This window comes from Microcoleus sp. D2_18a_D3, assembly GCF_036702455.1.
Taxonomy (GTDB): domain Bacteria; phylum Cyanobacteriota; class Cyanobacteriia; order Cyanobacteriales; family Microcoleaceae; genus Microcoleus.
The window spans coordinates 31,864-51,758 of sequence record NZ_JAUBTK010000018.1 but is presented as its reverse complement, the minus strand read 5'-3'; the positions used below and the strand labels follow the sequence as shown (position 1 = coordinate 51,758).

Below are 19,895 nucleotides of genomic sequence, written 5' to 3'. Positions count from 1 at the left end.
TCTTTAGATAGATTTGTTATTACCTTTATTTCTAAGTTAAAGGTTCGATTGGAATTTCCACAAGTTTATTTCGGGAGGAAAAACCCGATTTAATGCCGATCGCAGATTTCGGCACTTTAAACTTTTTCGCCAACAGCATGATTAATTCTTGGTTGGCTTTACCCTCGACTGGCGGCGACTTGAGATGTATTGTGAGGCTGCCGTCGGGTTGTTCCGCGATGCTTTGCTGTTTGGAATTCGGTTTAACTTTGACTGTGAAAATTTTCATGTGACTAATAACTAATAACGGGAGCATCTCAATGAAAGCAGCAAAGCTCGAAATTGGAATTAGGAGTCAGGAGTCAGGAGCCAGGAGAAAAGAGTCAGAAGGAAGAAGAAAGAAGTGTTTTTGCAAATATGAGATGCTCCCCTAATAACTGATGACTAATGACTAATGACTAATAACTAATGACTAATAACTAATGACTATCTGAATGTTCGATCTTCGTTCCCAAAACTTTCAGGAATTCAGCCAGCCAGTTAGAATGTGCTGGCCACGCGGGGGCGGTGACTAAATTGCCATCGACTACGGCTTCGGTAACGGGAACTTCTGTATATTTGCCGCCGGCCCGGAGTACGTCAGGGCTGCAAGCGGGGTATGCGGTGCAGCGTTTGCCTTCGAGTACGCCGGCGGCAGTTAGGACTTGCAAGCCGTGACAAATAGATGCGATCGGCTTTTTGCTGTTGGCAAAGTAGCGGGTAATTTGCAGCACTTGTTCGTTGAGGCGGATGTATTCTGGGGCGCGTCCTCCCGGGATAATCAAAGCGTCGTAGTCGGCCGGGTTGATTTCGTCAAAAGTCGCGTTTAAAGTGAAGTTGTGACCGGGTTTTTCGCTGTAGGTTTGATCGCCTTCAAAGTCGTGAATTGCGGTGCGAATTGTTTGACCTGCTGCTTTGTCCGGGCAGATGGCGTGGACGGTGTGACCTACCATTTGCAAGGCTTGGAAAGGAACCATTACTTCGTAGTCTTCTACAAAGTCGCCGACTAGCATTAATATTTTTTTGGCAGTCATGTTTACAACTCCTGTTATTTTGATTTGGTTAAATAGCATTGACCAAAAATGCGGGGCAGTTAAAAAGCTTGCCCCGCAAGCTATTCTGGAATCTAGAAACCGTTGCGTCCCCAAATGACCATTGAAATTGAGAAGGAGAACAGAACTAGCACCGAAACCCAACCGAGTGACAAAATATCCATAGCTATTTATTGAACAAACTGTACAAAGTGACTCCAAACCTTATGATAAGTCAATTTGAGCCATTTTAAGAATGAGGGCGCCGTGAAGGACTCGTCAAATTTTAGTGCCGCTGAACGGGTAGAATCTTTGAAGGCAGGGAGTGTTGCTGCTTTGTCTTGTTTGCTGGGTTTTGGGGCGATCGCCCTTGGTAATAGCTTAATTCTGGCGCATAGGTTGGATTCTCTGGCGAGTTTGCAGGTAAGGGAAATTGACCTAAATTTTGCCTTCAGAGGGGCGATCGCACTTTTGGGCGGTTTTTTGTTCGGCGTGACTTACCGCTATGCGATTCGCCGAGATGTTAACCCGCAGCTTAAATCTGGTGCGGTGTTGGCTTTTGGGTTGGTGCGGGCTTTTGGACAATTGGATGCTGGATTGTTTTTTGAACCCGGGAAGATGCCCGCCCTACAGGAGTTATTGCCGTTTGCTGTTCGCGGTGCCGAGAGTCTAGTATTGTTTGCGATCGCGGGTTTGGTTTTGGATTGGGCGATCGGGCGATCGTGGATTAAGCCTTTCGATTCTTGAGATTTGCAAGCGCGGGAGTGGGGGCGGGTTTACGAGACGATCGGTCACAGGCCGAGATTGTTGGTAAAATCCGCCCCTACAGGTTTAACACCTCAAATTCTGGATTGCCGTAAACCATCTGTTTATCTACCGCCGACACAACTTTATTGTTAGCAGCATCAGAAACTAAACACTGACAAACTAGCTGCGCTACATCTGCCCGGTGAATCGTTCCAGAAACTCGACAATCTTCTGTTAAAATACCGTTGCCGGTTGCAGGTTCCGATTTGAGTCCGCCGGGACGAATCACTGTATAAATCATCCCGCTTTCTATCAAATGATTTTCGGCTTTTTCTTTCTCAATTAAAACCGGGCGCAAAGTTTCTAAAGCTTGGGGCGGCAAAGCGCCGGCACTGTTACCGCTACCGATGGATGAAACTAAAATAAATTTTTGCACGCCTGCTTTGAGGGCCGCATCAATCAAGTTTTTGTTGCCCCAATAATCGGATAGTTCTCGATCTTTTGGCAAGCCGCCAATTGTGCTGATTACGGCATGAATTGGCTCACCGCCAGCCATCGCAGCTTCCATAGCTGCTGCATCCAAAGCATCGCCCGTCAAGACTTTGATGCCCATTGCTTCTAATTCGGTGCTGGTTGCGGGCGATCGCAAAAGTGCTGTTACTTGCATCTTTTGTGCTGTCAGACATTTCGCTATTTCTAAGCCGACTCCTCGACTAGCACCAGCTAAAAAAATGTGGGATTTCTCTGTCATATCAATTTTTATTTAAGGGGTGCACCAAGTGGTTTATTTGAATGTAGATTATACAACAATCCTCTGTCAATTGGTGAATAAGTTTTTTTATTTAACCGCAGAGGGCGCAGAGTACGCAGAGGAAGAGAGGGGAATGATTTGCAATTACCTATTCCCAATTTCCAATTTACGTTAGATTTTTTTGCCCACCATTACTACCCAAGATTGAGCTTCGCGGGGTAAGCCGGGGGGGCGATAGTAGTGATTGACAATTGCAAATCCTGCTTGTTCCAAACAAGGCGCTAAAGTATGATATTCCCATCCGGCAGTATAGCGTTTTCCGGTTGGCCGCTCGTCGTATCCCTCCCAATTTCCCCGGCACATTGACATGACAATTGCACCGCTAACAACTAAGGCTTTGTGCAAATCTTGCAGCACTTTCACCATCTCGTCGCTGGGAACGTGAATCAGGGAAGCATTGGCAAAAATACCGTCAAATTCTGCTTTTGGCAAGTCGAGATTCAGAAAAGATTGCTGCCAAACTTCGCATCCCGATAACTTCTTAGCTATTTCTACAAAAGCTGGAGTTGCATCTAAGCCTACAACTGTGTGTCCTTGGCTCTTGAACGCTACTAAATCTCGTCCCGGCCCGCATCCTATATCTAAAATTTTACCGGGATTGCGGGGCATAGCAGCGGTCAATGCCTCGCGATTTTGCGATACGTCGTGATGCCAAGTTCCTTCTCGGAAAGATTCGGCAGTTAGCTGGTATTCTGCGATCGTAATTTCTTCGCGTTTGTCCACAATTTCCCCCTCTTGTATTATTTTAGATTTTAGATTTTAGATTTTAGATTGAAGAATGTTAACCGTAGAATAAGGGTTTCTGGCTACAATCTAAGAACCTACGGCTGATACATTTGCTACGTCAGAAACCCGGTTTCTCTTCCCCATGCGTAAGCGTGAAGTAGAGATATTGGGTAGGGACACGGCACGGCCGTGTCCTACTCTATTTCATCCGATTGAAAACTACTATAATAGTTAAACAACCAGGGTTTTTTGTTCGGATTTGGTAACTGCTGAATCAACTTCTAAAAGAGAACCTTCCGGGGATTCGATCGCAAATCCTGCATCTCGAATCATGTCCCAATCTTGATGGGCAGCTTGTCCGGGAGTTGTCAGATAATCGCCAACAAAGATAGAATTAGCGGGGTAAAGTCCGAGAGGTTGCAGCGATCGCAAATGCACTTCTCGTCCCCCAGCAATCCGAATTTCTTGGCTAGGAAGCAAAAATCGGAACAAACAGAGAATTCGCAAACATTGGCGGGGAGTTAACCTGTTCACATCTGCAAATGGTGTCCCCGGAATCGGAATGAAAAAGTTAACCGGCACGCTAGTAACGCCCAAATTGCGAAGCGAAAGCGCTAAATCGATCGCATCATCATCCGATTCGCCCATCCCCAAAATTCCGCCGGAACAAGTTGTGATCCCCGCTGCTTTTACGTGTTCGACGGTTTCCACGCGATCGCCAAAAGTGTGAGTGGTGCAAATATCCGTGTGATATGATTCGGAAGTATTGAGATTGTGATTTACGCGATCGACTCCAGCTTTAGCCAGCCGATGAGTTTGCTCCTCGCTCAACAATCCCAAACAAGCGCAAATTTTTAGGTTATAATTTGCCTTCACAGTCTCGACAGCATCCAAAACGCGATCGAAAGTAGATGCGCTAGGTTGGCGGCCAGAAATCACCAAACAAAACGTACCAGCTTTTAAATCTGCTGCGCGTTGGGCGGCATCTAGAATTTTATCCTTAGCTAAAAGCGGATATTTCTCAATTTCCGCAGTCGAAATTTTTGACTGAGAACAATAATGGCAATCTTCAGGACAAAGACCACTTTGAGCATTTAACAAATAGTGCAGCCTGACTCGGTTTCCCCAGTAGTGGCGGCGCACCCGATAAGCTGCGTTTAGTTGTTCCAGCAAAACCTCATCCGGTGCGCGCAATACGGCTAAAGATTGCTCGCGAGAGATACATTTGCCCGCCAGCGCGTCGTCAGCCAAATCGTTCCAATTGGGTAAATTCATTACTAAAATTAAAGGGTTTACAGAGTATCCAAAACCTGACGAATCACCCGATAAATCGATTCTAGTTCATCAGGAGAAATGCAGTAGGGAGGCATCAAGTAAAGCGTATTTCCCAAGGGGCGGAGCAAAAACCCCGCTTCGAGAAATTTGGCTTTCAATACAGGAGCGATGTCATTAAAATAACCGGAAACGCTTTCGGTTTTCACATCCATTGCTGCGATGGTGCCGCAAGTCCGAATCCGTTCGAGTTTAGGATGATTTCTCAGCCATTGATTCAGGTATTGGCGGTGCAGTTTTTCCATCCCTTGATAAACATTTGGGTTTTGCTCCAAAAGCTCCATAGATGCTACACTCACCGCACAAGCTAAAGGATTTCCGGTGTAAGAATGACCGTGAAAAAAAGCTTTGTCCGATTCATCTCGCCAGAAAGCTTGATAAATATCCTCCGATGCCATTGTGACAGCAAGTGGCAAACAGCCGCCAGACAATCCTTTAGACAAACACAGGATATCCGGTGAAGTTGCAGATTTAACAGAGGCAAACAGTTCGCCCGTGCGGCCAAAACCAGTCATTACTTCATCGTAAATCAACAATACATTAAACTGGCGGGCAAGTTGTGCGATCGCCTGCAAAAACTCAGGGCGGCACATTCGCATTCCCCCGGCACCTTGCACCAAAGGTTCAATAAAAATTCCCGCATAGCCACCCTGCTTTAACAAAAACTCCAATTTCTCTAAACTCCCCGCCTCCTTGCTTTCCACCTCCTCATCGCCGTCAAAAGTCGCCGGAAAAGGAACAACATCCCCAGCAAACATTAAAGGTGCAAAAGATTCCCACCACAGCGAACTTCTGCCAGCAGACATCGCGCCCACAGTATCGCCGTGATAACCTCCCTCAAAACTAATAAAGCTAGTGCGGTTAGTTTCTCCGAGATTGCGCCAATATTGAAATGCCATTTTCAGAGCAACTTCAACAGCAGTCGAGCCGTTATCAGAAAAGAAAATCCGCGTTAAAGAAGCAGGCGTATGAGTGAGCAATTTACTCGCAAGTTTCTCGGCAGGTTCGTGAGTAAATCCGGCAAAGATTACGTGTTCTAACTTTTGGGCTTGTTCGTAAAGAGCCTCTGCCAGAACTGGATGGCTGTGGCCGTGAACAGTCACCCACCAACTAGAAATGCAGTCAAGAATTTGCCGCCCGTCTGCTAATTCCAGCACCGATCCTTTGCCGCGAATTACCTTCAGCGGCGGGGCAGCCGTTTTCATTTGCGTGAAGGGCTGCCAAATCGGTGAATTTGAAGAATTCTGTTCCTGATTCGCAGTCATTTTTGCCCCGATTACTAATATTAATCTGCCTTTTAATATAGCAATAATAACGCCCTTATGAACTTTTTATTTTTGATTTTTTCTTCTTCTCTTCCTACCCTTCGGGAACGGCTTCGCCGAACGTGTCCTTCGCGTCTTCGCGGTTCGTTAAAAAAAATCTAGTTGGGTGTCGATGCCCCATGCCTGGGAACGTCAGCCCATACCACGTATTCGCCGGCAATGGTTAAAATTGTCAGTTACAATTTTCTGCCTTTGAGCAAATAAGTCGTCATAGATCCTTTGCCTTTAACATTAATTTTACCCCGCTTTTCCAACAAATACTTATCGCACAGCAACTCATAAGTTGAGTTGCTAACTTGAATTTTACCCGGAAGTCCCTGAGATTCCATGCGGCTTGCTGTATTCACAGCATCTCCCCACAAATCGTAAATAAACTTTTTAGTGCCGATGACACCTGCTACAACAGGCCCAGTATTAATGCCAATGCGGATATTGAGAGGTTTACCGCATTCGTCGCGAAATTTCATAATTTCTTGCTGCATTTCTAAGGCCATTTCGGCAATAGATTCGGCGTGATTTGTACAGGGAAGTGGCAAACCGCCTGCTACCATATAATTGTCGCCGATAGTCTTAATTTTTTCTAAGCCATATTGTTCGCTTAAGCGATCGAAAGATGAAAATATTTTGTTAAGCAACTCGACTAATTCTTCAGGAGACGTGCGCGAAGATATTTCGGTAAAGCCCACAATATCAGCAAACAAAACCGTAACCTCGGCAAATCCATCCGCAATATTTATCTGACCTTGTTTTAGGCGATCGGCAATCATTACCGGTAAGATATTTAGTAATAAACGTTCCGACTTTTCTTGTTCGGCGCGCAATACTTCCTCAGCTTGTTTCCGCTGTGCAATTTCCTGGTAAACTCGGTGAAACATTTGATTGAATGCGACCATGAGTTCTCCCAACTCGTCATCCCGCTTGACAGACAGAGAGTAGAAATCAGGTTGTGCTCGATCTTTACTCAAAGCGTCTCCGGCAGCGATCAAGTCATCGCGCAATCTCAAGAGAGGTGAAATTACTGTCACCCCTAAAAAAAACATAGTCACAGAAGTGACAAAGGCTGATATAATGATGACTAGAACCGCAATCCGCCCGATAAATGCGTAGAGTTCCGGTTGAACGGTGGAAGCATCGTGGCGAACAATTAAGATGTAATCGCCTCCAAAATGTCGCTCCGTCCAAGCAATATCGTAGCGCTTGCCATCGAAATTGTGATGGTGAACTATACGAGCTTTTTTTAGTTGCTGTAAACTGATTTCTGGCGGTTCGCCAAGTGTATATATTAGCTCACCGTTAGCTTGGTAAATAGATACTCCTAAGACTACTTGAGAATCTTTAATAAGATTTTTTACTTTTTCTTGCAAGAAAGTGCGATCGGAAATGTCTTGCTGTAGCAAAAACTCTAGGGAATCAACAGTCGCCCGAGATACCTGTTCCAGTTGACTTAAAAGTTCATTTTCGCGCCGAAAATAAGAGGGAACTAAAATAATTCCCTCTATGACAAGAATGCTAACAAATACCCACAAAGCTATTTGCCTAGACAAGCGAGATTTGAAAAATTTCAAAAATGAGAAAATCCGCAATAACATAAAACTTACTATTTTGCAAATGGCTAATGTAGGACCTAGGAAAAAAAACCGGGTTTCTGCTAATCAATTTTGGGTGTGTCAACGAAGCAACCGCGCAGAAACCGGGTTCTCAAATCTCCTGTGTAATTCCTGTAATTGTCAGTAGTCAACAGCCAGCAGCTATTAACTGTTAGTTCTTGGCTGACGACTAACAACGAATTACTGATGACTCTCGACTAACTAGCAGACCCCTTAATAATATAATAAACAAATTAAACCGAAACTGCGCTGACTAGCCTGCCTCCAAGCAGATAAGTATTCATATCGCCCTTGCCTTTGACGTGGATAATTCCTCTGTCTTCAAACAGATACTTATTTCTCAAGATATCGTAAGTTGATTGTGTGACTTGAATCGCGCCGGCAATCCCGTGGGATTCCATGCGGGATGCTGTATTGACGGCATCGCCCCAGAGGTCGTAAATGAATTTTTTAGTGCCAATGACTCCCGCAATTGCAGGCCCGGTATTGATACCGATGCGAAGGTTAATTCCTGCATGATGTTTGGCATTAAATTTTGCTAATTCCTCCTGCATATCTAAAGCCATTTCCGCAATACTTTCGGCGTGGTTGGTGGTGGGGTTGGGCAAACCTCCGACTACCATGTAAGCATCTCCAATGGTTTTGATTTTTTCCAACCCATACTTTTCCGTTAAACCATCGAAGGCTGAAAAAATTTCGTTGAGGAACTTGAGCAATTCTTCGGGAGATATTTGTGCTGAAAGCACGGTAAAGCCTACGATATCTGCAAACAAAATCGTGACTTCTGCGAAGCCGTCAGCAATACTGCTTTGACCGTCTTTTAACCTAGCAGCAATGGATTCGGGTAAAATATTGAGCAGCAGGCGATCGCTCTTTTCCTGTTCTTTTACCAATTCTACATTAGTTTCTTGCAATTGTGCCGTGCGTTCCCTGACGCGCTGTTCTAATTGTTTAGCATTTTGGCGCAACCGGCTGATAGATAAAGTTAATCCAGTCACCCCTAAAACTGAAAGTCCTACTAACAGTAAAAACAGGTTTTTAAGTTCACTTTGAGTAGTTTGAGTGATAGTAGCGAGAGGTTGACTAATTTCTAATATCCCCCGCACATCTCCTACTTTCCAATCACTTTTAGGACTGTCGCGGTGAGTATTGTGACAGTTAATGCAGCTAGAACTTAGAATATCTGCCTCGGCATATCGAAAGGCTGGCTTGCCGCGAAAAGTATCAATTCGGAAAAATTTTTCTTTCGGGTTTTTCGTCAAATAGGTAATAGCTTGCCGTTCAAAATCGTCTCGGACTCCGCCTTCTTTTCGCCGCCAGGGAAACGGGTAGTCGCTGTAGAGACGAAGCGATACTTCGGGATTTTTCTTGGTGATATTTTTTCCGAGTTCTATTAAGAAAGTGGCCGGTACCGGAATTGTTACTTTTGTCGGCTTGTAGTCATGAGTAAAGTTAATCGCTTTAGTGGCGGTGAGAGGAGTGACAACATCGGAACTGTAAAGGGTGCGGGATTCTTTAATAGCTTGGGCATAGAGGGTGGCATTTTGGAGGGCTTGCGATTCGATTAGGGTGGAGGAAAGACGAGACATATTTGCCATCGCTACTCCTACACCTACACAAAATAAAATTGTCACCGCAAGCAGAATTCGCTTATAAATTAATTGGCTGATGGCAGCCCGAATTCGAGAACTCAACTGGCGCATGGTATCCTCAAGTGTGATGTTTAATCTTGATGGGAATTTATGCACTACTAACATAACACTGCTTTTTCAGACTGTTTTGCTGGCGTCCGGGGTAAAGCAAGACTCTCTGGGTGTAACGGAGGGTGAATCGATTTTAGATTTTAGATTTTAGATTTTAGATTTTAGATTAAAGCATTCACCCCACGGATAAATTCGGGGGGCAAGTTTCATCGGATACAGGTTTTTTATTTCTGGACGGATGAATCTGGGGGCTTGTATCGTGGAGGCTTTCGCTTAATTATTGTTTACCGCGAGGGTTTCGCTTATCCGTAAGAATACGCATAACTTTATAGTGGTTTTCTGTTGAGTGAAGTACAGATGATCGGGTAAGGACACGGCGGTGGCCTCTCCCTACTTCATGCAATTTTTGCTTTATATCGGTTAGGATAGCAATTGTAGTCTATGGTTGGCGATCGTGAATTCTGACTCTACTGCCTCACCTGCGCGCAAGGAAATTTTGCCGGGAGAAGTTTTCGTCAATACTGCCAATTTTGATACGGGTATTCGGCGACTTTTACCTAAATATGACGAAATGTTGGATGTATTAGCAGGCTGCATTGCTAACGCAAACCACCGCATTTTAGAACTCGGCTGCGGTACGGGGGAACTCACTTTAAAAGTTCTGCAACGCTACCCGTCTGCGGAAATAGTGGCTGTCGATTACTCGCCGCGAATGCTAGATTTTGCCCGCGCCAAAATAGAGTCGGCAGGATACGCAGCCCGGTGGACTGGCATAGAAATTGACTTTGGAGAATGGGCGAACAATCCAAATTTCTCAGGCTTGGGCGATAAATTTAATGCTTGCATTTCCTCTCTGGCAATTCACCATCTTGAGGATGACATGAAGTTGAAATTGTTTCAACGCATTCGCGAAAGTTTAAATGCTGGTGGCTGTTTTTGGAATGCCGATCCTCTTTTAGCAGAATCAGCAGCAATGAAAGATATTTATCAAGCGGCGCGAGAAGATTGGGCGCTAAATCAGGGGGAAACCTTAGCACAAATTCGCGCAAATGTGGGGACGAGTGTCTCTTACGGCTATTCTAATCCCGATCGCCTAGCTACACTTTCGGCACAGTTGGAAATGCTGGTAAAAGCTAGATTTGACACTGTTGCAGTTCCTTGGAAATACTACGGTATGGCGGTGTTTGGCGGATTTGTTAATTGAGAAAAGCAGTCCGGGAGGCAGAACTTCTATATGTAGGGTGCGCGAATAAGCACCTTACTGCTTAAAGAAAGATTGCAATTAGTATTTTATGTTACTAAGTTCTGCTTGAGAAAATATATAATATGAATTCCGGTTGCATTGGAATGATTAAACCGCAGAGAACGCAGAGAACGCAGAGTCAGAGAACAGAGAGATGAATAATTCCGATGCTAAGGGATTTGATATAATACTGCGAGCATAAAGGAAACAAAATGACTGCAACTGCGATTCAAAGTATTGACTGGGATGCTTTTTCTTCGGAACTATCGGGAATCGAAATAATTAGCGATCGCGCGCAAGTTGTCAAGCTATCTCAAGACTATTATCACTTCAGTCCTGTTTTGCAACCTCTCTTAAGTGATAAAACAGGAGATTTAGTAGTTCGTCCCGCCAGCGAAGCGGAAGTTTTGCGGATTGCTGCAGCCTGCGTCAAATTCAAAATTCCGCTAACTGTCAGAGGTGCAGGAACGGGCAATTACGGGCAGTGCATTCCCCTCAAGGGCGGCGTCATTTTAGATACCAGCAAAATGAACAGTATCCGCTGGATAAAACCGGGTTTAGCTTGCGTAGAACCGGGGGTGAAAATGTCGGTTTTCGACAAACAAGCGCGAGAAACTGGTTGGGAATTGCGGATGGTTCCCTCAACCTATCGCACCGCAACGATTGGGGGATTTATCGGCGGCGGTAGCGGGGGAATTGGTTCGATAACTTACGGGCAATTGCGCGATCGGGGAAATCTTCATGCGGTTCGAGTCGTTACAATGGAAGATGAGCCCCGCGTCATGGAATTGCGCGGCGATGAAGTGCAAAAAGTCAATCACGCTTACGGTACAAATGGAATTATTACTGAGTTAGAAATTCCCCTCGCCCCTGCTTATGCTTGGGCGGAAATCATCGTCGCTTTTGACGATTTTATGACATCGGCTAACTTCGGTCAAGCTTTGGGCGATGCTGACGGAATTATCAAAAAACTAATTTGTGTTTGTGCTTGGCCGATTCCTGCTTATTTTGCTGCTTTCCGCGATGCAATTCCTGAAGGTAAGCACTGCGCTTTGTTAATGATAGCTGAATCTTGTCTGGAACCGCTGCAAGATTTGGTGCGCCAATATGGCGGGACAATTTGCTATCAAAAAAACGCGCAAGCAGCGAGCAAAGGTGCAGCAATTGCTGAATTTACTTGGAATCATACAACTCTGCACGCTCGCAGCGCTGACCCGTCTCTGACTTATTTACAGACGCTTTTTCCAGCAGATAAAAATTTGAAGTTAATTGAGGAACTGTACAATTATTATGGGGATGAGGTGATGATGCACTTGGAGTTTTTGCGGATGAATGGCAGGGCGATCGCCGCGGCTTTGCAAATAGTTCGCTACACTACGGAATCACGGCTCAATGAAATTATTCGCTATCACGAAGAGCAAGGCGCAATGATTGCTAATCCTCACACTTATATATTGGAAGATGGAGGGATGAAAAGTATTAATGTGGAACAGTTGCAGTTTAAAGAGTTGGTCGATCCTTACGGTTTGCTTAATCCGGGTAAAATGCGGGCGTGGTTGGAACGGGATTAAGGGCGATGGTTTTTAGATCGTTCGGCGGTTGAAACCGCTGCTAGACAAACGAAGTCCGCCTACGCGGACTAAGAAATAAAATTAAAACTCGGCGGTTGAAACCGCTGCTAGACAAACGAAGTCCGCCTACGCGGACTAAGAAAGCAATTTAAGGGACGGGGGCGGTAATTTCTGCAGGTGCGATCGCCCCTGGTGTAGGTACAGCTTGGTTTTCCAGTAGTAGGCGCTGTTTGTTGCGAAATTCTGCGGCCGCATCGTTCAAATTTTGGCGCTGTTCGGTATTAAATTCTTCCATGCTGCGGCCGCCGCCCAATTTCGATCGGTGAATTAAATCAAATATTCCCCTTCCGCTGCTGTCGCCGGAAAAGGGGTCGGTATTGTCTTGAGTTTGAAAGTCTTGCAGCGGTTGGGCATTATTTAAACCGCTGGCTTGAGCGAAGCTTGCTTGAGGCCAGAACAGAGCACAGGATGCGATCGCGCTTGCAGCAATCCCAATCATCAATTTGCCCGATTTGGAAGTTTTGGTGTTCATAATTTATTTGTTGAACTTTCAAAAAAACAATTCTATCTAAACAATATTCTGACTTGTGAGTAAATATTATATTACTTCACTGGGGCTAAGGACAGGGCAATGCCCATTGGTGTCAACTTAAGCTTTTAGTCCCGCAGTCCTCTCGCTTACCCGGCAGTCCGCCAGGGAATGAATTCCCTGTCTCATAGCGAAAGTCCTCTGAAAGAGGACTGAAGAAGTCATTAGTCCTATCCAAGAGGACTTTGGCTTTGAGAGTCTTGTTTCAACCCCTGACTGACTATCGGTTTTAGCTTAAGTTGACAGGACGAAAGGCATCCTAGAATTGACGGTGCGGGTTAAACGATCACCCTAAGCAAACCTGCGTCTCAGCAGCGGTTGAATGCTCAGCAGCGCCACCAAATCAAACGCCAGCAGCACTAATAGGGCTCCTCCAAAGGTGACATTACCCCAAGGAGCGTGCATCACGACACTGGCTAGCGACCAATCGCTGTGCAGGTACAGGTAGCGGATCGGTTCGATCGCGTAACTCAGAGGATTGAGAGTCACCACAACTTGCAGCCACTCTGGCATAAATGACAGTGGCGCGAGGGCTGTGCTGGCAAATAACAGCGGCAGGTTAGTAACAAAAATTACCGCAATTAATTCTACGTGGCCGGGGAGAGCGAAGGCTAAACCCAGACTCAAGCCGGTGACGCCCAAAACTAACAGCAGGACAATTAGGGCGATCGCCCCCAGTCCGGCAATTCCGGGGAATCCGGCGCCCAAAAACGCCCCCGCTGTAACGATTGTGCCGGTTTGGATAAAGCTGAGGGTGACGATAAAAATAGCCGAAGCCAGGACGATCGAAAATCTGGAAGCCAACGGCGCGACTAACAAGCGGTTGAGAAATCCGAACTCGCGATCGAACATAATCGGCAAACCAGCATTCAGCGCCCCGGCAAATGCCGTAAAAACGATTACACCAGCGCCGAGAAATTGTCCGTAATTCTGGCTTTCGCCGAACAAGCCGGCGGGTGCATTTTCAAACAGAGCTCCGAACAAAACCAACCACATCAGGGGCTGAATAATGCCTGCAACTAGCGTCGAGGGGCGGCGCTGCAATTGAATAAACAGGCGCTTGGTTAAGGCGAGTGTTTCTTGGATGAAGTCGCCCAGCAGGGAAGTGGAAGTGTCAGCGGATGCCGTGGAGAGTGGCCGCTGCTGGTTGAGGTTGTTGGGGGATGTAACAGTACCGCTCATAATTGCTTGCGCTGATTTTGATTAAATCTAACTCTCTTTACAGTAGCAAGTCTGGAGGTATTGGTGGTGTTGGGCGGGCGATCGCTTTTTGTGTGGAGTTTTGGTAAACTGAATATCATGTTATCGCACACACCAGACCTCGCCGAACAAATTAATGATTGGGAATTAATCGAATTGTGGGTAAATCCGATTGTTTTCCCCCCTCTAATTTTGATGTTAGTAAGTGGAAAAAATGGAGGTTTTTGTATTTATGACCCATCAAAAAACTATAAGTCTCTGTTTCTGAGTTCAACCTATGATGAGGCTCATTCATGGCTTTTGGAAGATGAATATGAGCGCTGCGATGGTCGATTTTTCGCGGCGGAAATTGCTTGATTTTTTCAGGGATATCTAGGGCTAAAAATTAGCATGAGCTCTCATCAATAATTAAAAATTAATTTATTCCAATATGCCAGCCAAAGACCTGTATCACAATGTTGTCAAAAATGCCCTCATCAAAGACGGATGGAGAATTACCCACGATCCCTTGAGATTAAAATGGGGAATTAAAGATATGTACGTCGATTTGGGCGCAGAGCGGATTTTAAGTGCTGAGAAGGCTGGACAAAAGATAGCTGTAGAAGTCAAAAGTTTTGTGGGCGCATCAGACATGAATGACCTGGAGAATGCGCTGGGTCAATATTTAGTTTACCGTTCTGTTATCGCTAGAACTGAACCAGATCGAAAGCTCTATCTAGCTATTACACAATCAGTTTTTAGTGAACTATTGTCTGAACCACTCGGTCAAATTATTAGAGCAGATTATCAAGTATGTTTAATCGTTTTTTCTGAAAAAAATGAGGAGATAGTACAATGGGAACCTTAGAAAATTATCGTCGCATTATCAAAAAAATTCTGACTGAATATGCTCAAATACCTTATGCTTATGGAGATATTCAGATCGAAACGGTTTTTGATAGCCATTCAGACCGTTATTTGCTAATAATCTTGGGACGTGAAAACGATATCAGAGTTCACGGATGTTTAGTTCATGTTGATATTATTGAGGGAAAAATTTGGATTCAAAGAGATGGAACTGAACAGGGAATTGCCAATGAGTTAGTAGCGGGGGGAATCCCCAAAGAACAGATTGTTTTGGGATTTCGTTCTCCCAATATTCGGCAGTACACGGGATTTGCTGTCAGTTAAATAGTAGTTTTGGGAGCATGGTAGGCTAGATCGATATTGCCATAGGGGAAAGATTGGGTCGATCGCACTTACTCTGACAGTGTTATTCTAGACCAGGAAGATAGAGAATGGCAAGAATTAGAGGCAGGAGATGCAATTGACTGCTAAAGTAGAGTATGAGTAGTTACTTATTAAGGGCGATCGCAGTAGCTCGATCGATTAACCAGCAACTATCGGAGTGTTTGATTTATGCTAATTGAGAAGATCGTTCAAGAACTACAAGACATTCCCGAAGACAAACTTGCAGAAATCTATGACTTGATTCACTACTTTCGCCTCGGATTAGGACGAGAACAGCCACAGCCTCGCACGCCTGGTTTACTGACAGGAAAACTCGGTGATGCTTTTTTTGAGCCCCTACCAGAAGAGGAACTCGAACAATGGGAATAAGCTATCTCATTGACACCCATATCCTGTTGTGGTGGCTTTTTGACGACCCCAAACTCAATGCCCAATGCCGCGACATCATTCGCAACCCGGATTTTAATATCATTGTCAGCACTGTTTCAGCCTGGGAAATAGCCACCAAATATCGCATCGGTAAACTTCCCGAAGCCAAACAGATTGTCGGGGAATATTCGCAAATCCTCCACCGATCGCAATTTATCGAACTAGCTATAACTTCAGCCCATGCCCTTCGCGCTGGCAGCCTGCCTATTCCCCACCGCGATCCGTTTGACCGGATGATTATGGCACAAGCTGAACTCGAAAATTTACCAGTTATTACCTACGATACAGCTTTTCATACGGGACTGATTGAAGTTATTCCCGCCGCCGAATCAAGAGCATGAGCATGGAAAGGGCGATCTCACTTTTTAGCGATAGCAGACGAAAGAGAGTTAATGGGGATGGGATAAGGGCGATCGCTCTTGCTGTGACAGTGCTATCCTAGATAAGAGAGCGATCGGAATAGGGAGGAAAAAATCTTGTCAACTATCACCGATATAGGAACTCTAATTAGCCGTCAGCCTGACATACATGGTGGCTGTCCAATTATTGCCGGAACGGGTGTTACAGTCCGGCGCATTGCTATGTGGTACAAGCAAAGTTTGAGTGCAGAAGAAATTGCCGATCGCATCGGGCATTTAACTCTAACTCAAGTCTATGCAGCTTTGACTTATTACCATGCTAACCGAGAGGAAATTGATGCTGATATTGCAGCGGAAGCAGCAGAGGGCGATCGAATAGAAGCATTGAATTCTCAGCGTAAGATTCAAAAGCAGCCGACGGATATAGATTTAGAAATACCAACACTAGCCAGCTATCCCAGTCGCCGAGAATTTATGAAATTACCGCTGGAAGAGAGGGGAAGGATTTTAGAAAGACAAGCTGAGGCAATGTTGCAACATTACCAGGAAGATAGAGAATGGCAAGAATTAGAAGCAGGAGATTTAATTGACTACTAACTCTCCTTCTCCTAAACGGGGTGATATTTGGTTGGCTAATTTTGACCCAACACTGGGAGCCGAAATCAAAAAAATTCGTCCGGCTGTAGTGGTAAGTTCTGATAATGTTGGTAAGTTACCAGTGAAACTGGCTGCACCTATCACAGATTGGAAAGAATATTATGCTGGTAATATCTGGCACGTTAAGATTGAGCCAGATATTGCTAATGGTTTAACGAAAGTTTCGGCAGTAGATGTGTTGCAATTGCGGGGTATGGATGTACAAAGATTCATTCGTAAAATAGGAGAACTTTCGACTACTGATATGGAGGAAATTGCCAGGGCGATCGTGGCGGTAGTAGAGTATCAGTAGTTATTTATCAAGAGCGATCGCACTTAGCTTAAGTAAGGGCGATCGCAGACTTACAACTTAGCATTCCCAGGTTACGCAGTCAGAAGGCAGTTATGGTTTAGCAGCTTTAACCACATCCTCAACCATTTTAATCGCCTCTTTGATTGCAATTTGACCGCTTTCTACGGCCCTAATTAAATCCTGAGCGTCTTTCGGGCTAATTAAATCGAGCCTGACGGGTTCTTTCAAGGAAACAATAAATTTAGTTTTATCGCTGTCTTTCAGGTTATAGGCTCTTTCTTTCTCTTCAATATCTGTTAGCTGTTTTTCTAAGTTTTTAAGTATTTCTGCTTGTTTTCCCTGGTCAAAATTGCCATCAAATATTCGTTTTACCCCTACAAGAGCAGCAGCACCTAAAGCTGCACCGCCAACAACTAATCCTACGGGAGGTGCAACGACCCACAACCCAAATAGAACTGGTACACCACCGAAAGCTGCCACCGCCGCACCAGCACCGGCAGCCCCCACCACACCAATGCCAATATCTGCTAAAATCCCTAATTTATCATGTGGATTTTTTTTCAGTTGCTCTATTGACTTCAGAATTTGCTCTTTGGTTGGCGTTTTATTTGCCGACATATTAGACCTCAATTTTTTTGCTAATTTTGGCAGTTAAGCAGTGATGACGTTGCGGAAAATTGTATTGAAAACGTCTATCAGTAATTGAAAAAAATCTTTGGCAATCTCAATAATCTCTTGAACAATTCCAATAATTCCATCAGACACCTCTTTGCCTCGATCGAGTCGGTGGCCGGCTATTGCACCAATTGGGATACCCAGCGCTGTTGCCAAAGGTTCTAATAACGGGCCTACAAATGGTATCGAACTTGCCAAAATTCTTACAGCGACACCAACAGCAACCCCTATCGCTAAATGGGGATGCGCTTTAACAAATTCTATGATTTTAATAAGGAGAATTTTGCCGATAAGTAAAACTTTGTTAGCAGCTTTTTTCGTGTATGTGGCGAGTTCATGCAGCCGGATCGAGACTTCATGCGGCAAGCCGATATCATTTAACCACACATACAAGTCGCTGCTAGTCATTGCATCAGCATCGACTTGCCAGAGAGCCATTTTTAAATTAGCTTGCGGTAGGGATAATGCACTAGACATAATTTTTTATCCTTTTGGAAATTACCAAATTTTTACGAACATTTCACGAGGCGAAAAGCCCCTAAACCTCTTGCAATTATTAAAAAAGCTGGTTGATAAAAAAGCAAACCCAGGCGGATTAACATCGGCACTCCTACCCATGTCAAAACTAAGGGCAAAACTAATTTATGAGCCTTTTTATTTACTTCTTTGCTCACGGACGCAACCACATTTTAAGCAATTTCTTGCTTTAATGCCCCTCATTAAAAAGTTTAACTTTAATTTTTATGTATTGTCCAGTAGGAGAATGTCACAATTGGCCAGTAGTTGATAAAATTAGCTAGCCGTTAAAAGTCACATTTTGCCCTCCTAAGTCAGAAAAAGTCAGAAAAAGTCAGAAAAAGTCTGATACAATAGATAAAACTTCCTACACCTACCCAATAAATGGATGTTCAAGAACTCTTAAGGTTGGCCGATGGCTTGGTGTTCACTAAGACGGGCAAACACCTAGACGATCGGCAACAGGCAGTAGTACGGGGAACGTGGCAAGGTAAAAGATACTCCGAAATTTCTAAAGAGGTTCATTGTACTGAACGCCATGTCAGAAATATTGCCTCAAAGTTATGGCAAACTCTTTCAGAAATATTAGATGAAGATGTAATGAAATCAAATTTGCGCTCCACAATAGAGAGGTATGAAATTTCTCAATCTTCTAATTTTGTAAACTTTAACCTTGTACAAAACAAAGGTAGCATCAACGTTTGCACAGAAGCCTCACAGCCTCCCAAAACTTCACAAAATTCACCCCCAACGCAAACCTCAACTAAAGACGATACCGAACAAAAACTGCGACTCGATTTAAGAGATGCACCGGAACTCAAAACCTTCTACAACTGCACCTCCCAACTCACCGCCCTCGAAAACTCGATCGCCCACCAAAACTGCCGCCTCCTCACCATCACAGGCATGGCAGGCACCGGCAAAAGTGCGATCGCCCGTAACCTCATCCCCCAAATTCAAACTCAATTCGATCGCATCATCTGGCGCAGTCTCCGCACCTCCCCACCCCTCGAAACAACCCTCAAAAATATTATTCAATTTCTCTGCGATCGCACCGATATTAACTTTTCCACAAACACCGATGATCAGTTGTCAATCCTAATAGAAGGATTGCGCGAAAATCGCTGTCTGATCATCCTAGATGACGTGCAGCAAATTCTCAGCAGCGGGCAACTTGCAGGAAATTATAAACCCGGATATGAAAATTACGGAACCCTTTTTAAACTCATCGGCGAAATTCCCCACAATAGCTGCTTAATCCTCAATAGTTGGGAACCTCCCTCAGACATCATCACATTCACCGACGATAATTCAGCAGTACGTTTATTGCAGTTAACCGGTTTAGGTGAAGCAGCAAAAGAAATTCTTAGAGAAAAAGGTTTGTTGGATGAAGAAACCTGGCCCGAATTGATTAACCTTTATCAAGGTAATCCCCTATGGTTAAAATTAGTCGCTCAAACCATTAACAACTTATTTGGCGGTAGAGTCTCTCAATATTTAAGCTATCAACCAGTATTTTTAGGTGACGAATTGACACCGATATTGCAGCAGCATTATCAGCGGTTGTCGGAAATAGAAAAACAGGCGATTTCGCAACTTAGTAATGAAATCGAACCTGTTTCGTTTCCCCAATTTATGGCAAAATCTCAAGGTTCGCAGCGCGAATTATGTCAAGCAATTCAATCTTTAGCAAGACGGGGAATGATCGAAAAATTGAGCTATGAATCTGAAACCGTTTTCACGATTCCACCTGTGTTAAAACAGTATGTTAAACTGGTTGCAGAAGAGTCTTAAATATCTAGCTCAATGAGATAAAACCACGATCGCAACTCCT

At 44.5% G+C, this 19,895-nt stretch carries 23 protein-coding genes and 1 pseudogene; 11 read left to right on the top strand and 13 right to left on the bottom strand.

Going from position 1 to position 19,895, the window contains the following annotated elements; translation table 11 throughout:
• Window positions 1-31: 31 nt before the first annotated feature.
• The 3 genes from QUB06_RS11140 to petN all read right to left on the bottom strand — a co-directional run bounded on the left by QUB06_RS11140 (window position 32) and on the right by petN (window position 1,234).
• Window positions 32-268 (bottom strand): DUF167 domain-containing protein, encoded by a 237-nt coding sequence (locus tag QUB06_RS11140; protein WP_333435334.1) that lies wholly within the window; start codon window positions 266-268, stop codon window positions 32-34.
• A gap of 190 nt (window positions 269-458) precedes the next feature.
• Window positions 459-1,052, bottom strand: coding sequence for a DJ-1/PfpI family protein (locus QUB06_RS11135; protein WP_333287327.1), 594 nt, complete (start codon window positions 1,050-1,052; stop codon window positions 459-461).
• Between the two features lie 92 nt (window positions 1,053-1,144).
• The gene (gene petN, locus QUB06_RS11130; protein WP_071883976.1) at window positions 1,145-1,234 is read right to left on the bottom strand and encodes a cytochrome b6-f complex subunit PetN; all 90 of its coding nucleotides are present in this window, start codon (window positions 1,232-1,234) and stop codon (window positions 1,145-1,147) included.
• Between the two features lie 82 nt (window positions 1,235-1,316).
• Between petN and QUB06_RS11125 the strand changes: the two genes are divergently transcribed.
• The gene (locus tag QUB06_RS11125) at window positions 1,317-1,796 is read left to right on the top strand and encodes a hypothetical protein (RefSeq protein ID WP_333435333.1); all 480 of its coding nucleotides are present in this window, start codon (window positions 1,317-1,319) and stop codon (window positions 1,794-1,796) included.
• A 76-nt stretch (window positions 1,797-1,872) separates the two neighbouring features.
• On the opposite strand, the gene QUB06_RS11120 is transcribed toward QUB06_RS11125, so the two are convergent.
• From QUB06_RS11120 to QUB06_RS11095, 6 genes and pseudogenes are all read right to left on the bottom strand, one after another.
• Window positions 1,873-2,547, bottom strand: coding sequence for an SDR family oxidoreductase (locus QUB06_RS11120; RefSeq protein WP_333435332.1), 675 nt, complete (start codon window positions 2,545-2,547; stop codon window positions 1,873-1,875).
• Window positions 2,548-2,718: 171 nt separating this feature from the next.
• The gene (locus QUB06_RS11115) at window positions 2,719-3,330 is read right to left on the bottom strand and encodes a class I SAM-dependent methyltransferase (RefSeq protein ID WP_333140198.1); all 612 of its coding nucleotides are present in this window, start codon (window positions 3,328-3,330) and stop codon (window positions 2,719-2,721) included.
• Between the two features lie 234 nt (window positions 3,331-3,564).
• Window positions 3,565-4,608 (bottom strand): biotin synthase BioB, encoded by a 1,044-nt coding sequence (bioB, locus tag QUB06_RS11110; protein ID WP_333435331.1) that lies wholly within the window; start codon window positions 4,606-4,608, stop codon window positions 3,565-3,567.
• 17 nt (window positions 4,609-4,625) lie between these two features.
• Window positions 4,626-5,930 (bottom strand): adenosylmethionine--8-amino-7-oxononanoate transaminase, encoded by a 1,305-nt coding sequence (bioA, locus tag QUB06_RS11105; protein ID WP_333435330.1) that lies wholly within the window; start codon window positions 5,928-5,930, stop codon window positions 4,626-4,628.
• A 236-nt stretch (window positions 5,931-6,166) separates the two neighbouring features.
• Window positions 6,167-7,579: an adenylate/guanylate cyclase domain-containing protein gene (locus QUB06_RS11100; protein ID WP_333435329.1), complete on the bottom strand. Its 1,413-nt coding sequence runs from the start codon at window positions 7,577-7,579 to the stop codon at window positions 6,167-6,169.
• Between the two features lie 251 nt (window positions 7,580-7,830).
• Window positions 7,831-9,150: pseudogene (locus QUB06_RS11095) on the bottom strand (adenylate/guanylate cyclase domain-containing protein); the annotation flags it as partial.
• 604 nt (window positions 9,151-9,754) lie between these two features.
• Between QUB06_RS11095 and QUB06_RS11090 the strand changes: the two are divergent.
• Both QUB06_RS11090 and QUB06_RS11085 read left to right on the top strand, forming a co-directional pair.
• A complete protein-coding gene (locus QUB06_RS11090) occupies window positions 9,755-10,504 on the top strand; it encodes a class I SAM-dependent methyltransferase (protein ID WP_333435328.1) in 750 nt (249 codons plus the stop codon).
• A gap of 251 nt (window positions 10,505-10,755) precedes the next feature.
• A complete protein-coding gene (locus QUB06_RS11085; protein WP_333435327.1) occupies window positions 10,756-12,114 on the top strand; it encodes an FAD-binding oxidoreductase in 1,359 nt (452 codons plus the stop codon).
• Window positions 12,115-12,262: 148 nt separating this feature from the next.
• Here the strand turns inward: QUB06_RS11085 and QUB06_RS11080 are convergent, their stop codons facing one another.
• Window positions 12,263-12,646 carry a hypothetical protein gene (locus tag QUB06_RS11080; protein ID WP_333435326.1) on the bottom strand — a complete coding sequence of 128 codons (384 nt, stop codon included), beginning with the start codon at window positions 12,644-12,646 and terminating at the stop codon, window positions 12,263-12,265.
• 348 nt (window positions 12,647-12,994) lie between these two features.
• The gene (locus QUB06_RS11075) at window positions 12,995-13,885 is read right to left on the bottom strand and encodes an ABC transporter permease (RefSeq protein WP_333345114.1); all 891 of its coding nucleotides are present in this window, start codon (window positions 13,883-13,885) and stop codon (window positions 12,995-12,997) included.
• A gap of 117 nt (window positions 13,886-14,002) precedes the next feature.
• Between QUB06_RS11075 and QUB06_RS11070 the strand changes: the two genes are divergently transcribed.
• The 7 genes from QUB06_RS11070 to QUB06_RS11040 all read left to right on the top strand — a co-directional run bounded on the left by QUB06_RS11070 (window position 14,003) and on the right by QUB06_RS11040 (window position 16,870).
• A complete protein-coding gene (locus QUB06_RS11070; protein ID WP_333435325.1) occupies window positions 14,003-14,260 on the top strand; it encodes a hypothetical protein in 258 nt (85 codons plus the stop codon).
• A gap of 73 nt (window positions 14,261-14,333) precedes the next feature.
• Complete coding sequence (locus QUB06_RS11065) at window positions 14,334-14,750, top strand: element excision factor XisH family protein (protein WP_333175417.1); 417 nt, start codon at window positions 14,334-14,336, stop codon at window positions 14,748-14,750.
• Window positions 14,738-15,073, top strand: coding sequence for a XisI protein (locus QUB06_RS11060; RefSeq protein ID WP_333435324.1), 336 nt, complete (start codon window positions 14,738-14,740; stop codon window positions 15,071-15,073). The genes QUB06_RS11065 and QUB06_RS11060 overlap by 13 nt, the downstream gene beginning before the upstream one ends.
• Before the next feature lie 228 nt (window positions 15,074-15,301).
• Complete coding sequence (locus QUB06_RS11055; protein WP_333332312.1) at window positions 15,302-15,502, top strand: hypothetical protein; 201 nt, start codon at window positions 15,302-15,304, stop codon at window positions 15,500-15,502.
• Entirely contained in the window at window positions 15,493-15,903 is a 411-nt protein-coding gene (locus tag QUB06_RS11050; RefSeq protein WP_096831080.1) for a type II toxin-antitoxin system VapC family toxin, read from the top strand. The genes QUB06_RS11055 and QUB06_RS11050 overlap by 10 nt, the downstream gene beginning before the upstream one ends.
• Before the next feature lie 135 nt (window positions 15,904-16,038).
• The gene (locus QUB06_RS11045) at window positions 16,039-16,518 is read left to right on the top strand and encodes a DUF433 domain-containing protein (RefSeq protein WP_333435323.1); all 480 of its coding nucleotides are present in this window, start codon (window positions 16,039-16,041) and stop codon (window positions 16,516-16,518) included.
• The gene (locus QUB06_RS11040; RefSeq protein WP_333435322.1) at window positions 16,508-16,870 is read left to right on the top strand and encodes a type II toxin-antitoxin system PemK/MazF family toxin; all 363 of its coding nucleotides are present in this window, start codon (window positions 16,508-16,510) and stop codon (window positions 16,868-16,870) included. Before QUB06_RS11045 ends, QUB06_RS11040 begins: the two co-directional genes overlap by 11 nt.
• Window positions 16,871-16,960: 90 nt before the next feature.
• Here the strand turns inward: QUB06_RS11040 and QUB06_RS11035 are convergent, their stop codons facing one another.
• Complete coding sequence (locus tag QUB06_RS11035; RefSeq protein WP_333435321.1) at window positions 16,961-17,488, bottom strand: hypothetical protein; 528 nt, start codon at window positions 17,486-17,488, stop codon at window positions 16,961-16,963.
• 33 nt (window positions 17,489-17,521) lie between these two features.
• Window positions 17,522-18,022 carry a hypothetical protein gene (locus QUB06_RS11030; protein ID WP_333211230.1) on the bottom strand — a complete coding sequence of 167 codons (501 nt, stop codon included), beginning with the start codon at window positions 18,020-18,022 and terminating at the stop codon, window positions 17,522-17,524.
• Window positions 18,023-18,445: 423 nt separating this feature from the next.
• On the opposite strand from QUB06_RS11030, the gene QUB06_RS11025 reads away from it, so the two are divergent.
• A complete protein-coding gene (locus QUB06_RS11025; RefSeq protein WP_333435320.1) occupies window positions 18,446-19,855 on the top strand; it encodes an NB-ARC domain-containing protein in 1,410 nt (469 codons plus the stop codon).
• Window positions 19,856-19,895 lie beyond the last annotated feature (40 nt).

Coding starts and splice junctions, on each gene's coding strand:
- QUB06_RS11140 (WP_333435334.1), bottom strand. CDS start 268: ATGAAAATTTTCACAGTCAAAGTTAAACCGAATTCCAAACAGCAAAGC.
- QUB06_RS11135 (WP_333287327.1), bottom strand. CDS start 1,052: ATGACTGCCAAAAAAATATTAATGCTAGTCGGCGACTTTGTAGAAGAC.
- petN (WP_071883976.1), bottom strand. CDS start 1,234: ATGGATATTTTGTCACTCGGTTGGGTTTCGGTGCTAGTTCTGTTCTCC.
- QUB06_RS11120 (WP_333435332.1), bottom strand. CDS start 2,547: ATGACAGAGAAATCCCACATTTTTTTAGCTGGTGCTAGTCGAGGAGTC.
- bioB (WP_333435331.1), bottom strand. CDS start 4,608: ATGAATTTACCCAATTGGAACGATTTGGCTGACGACGCGCTGGCGGGC.
- bioA (WP_333435330.1), bottom strand. CDS start 5,930: ATGACTGCGAATCAGGAACAGAATTCTTCAAATTCACCGATTTGGCAG.
- QUB06_RS11100 (WP_333435329.1), bottom strand. CDS start 7,579: ATGTTATTGCGGATTTTCTCATTTTTGAAATTTTTCAAATCTCGCTTG.
- QUB06_RS11085 (WP_333435327.1), top strand. CDS start 10,756: ATGACTGCAACTGCGATTCAAAGTATTGACTGGGATGCTTTTTCTTCG.
- QUB06_RS11080 (WP_333435326.1), bottom strand. CDS start 12,646: ATGAACACCAAAACTTCCAAATCGGGCAAATTGATGATTGGGATTGCT.
- QUB06_RS11075 (WP_333345114.1), bottom strand. CDS start 13,885: ATGAGCGGTACTGTTACATCCCCCAACAACCTCAACCAGCAGCGGCCA.
- QUB06_RS11070 (WP_333435325.1), top strand. CDS start 14,003: ATGTTATCGCACACACCAGACCTCGCCGAACAAATTAATGATTGGGAA.
- QUB06_RS11065 (WP_333175417.1), top strand. CDS start 14,334: ATGCCAGCCAAAGACCTGTATCACAATGTTGTCAAAAATGCCCTCATC.
- QUB06_RS11060 (WP_333435324.1), top strand. CDS start 14,738: ATGGGAACCTTAGAAAATTATCGTCGCATTATCAAAAAAATTCTGACT.
- QUB06_RS11055 (WP_333332312.1), top strand. CDS start 15,302: ATGCTAATTGAGAAGATCGTTCAAGAACTACAAGACATTCCCGAAGAC.
- QUB06_RS11050 (WP_096831080.1), top strand. CDS start 15,493: ATGGGAATAAGCTATCTCATTGACACCCATATCCTGTTGTGGTGGCTT.
- QUB06_RS11035 (WP_333435321.1), bottom strand. CDS start 17,488: ATGTCGGCAAATAAAACGCCAACCAAAGAGCAAATTCTGAAGTCAATA.
- QUB06_RS11030 (WP_333211230.1), bottom strand. CDS start 18,022: ATGTCTAGTGCATTATCCCTACCGCAAGCTAATTTAAAAATGGCTCTC.
- QUB06_RS11025 (WP_333435320.1), top strand. CDS start 18,446: ATGGATGTTCAAGAACTCTTAAGGTTGGCCGATGGCTTGGTGTTCACT.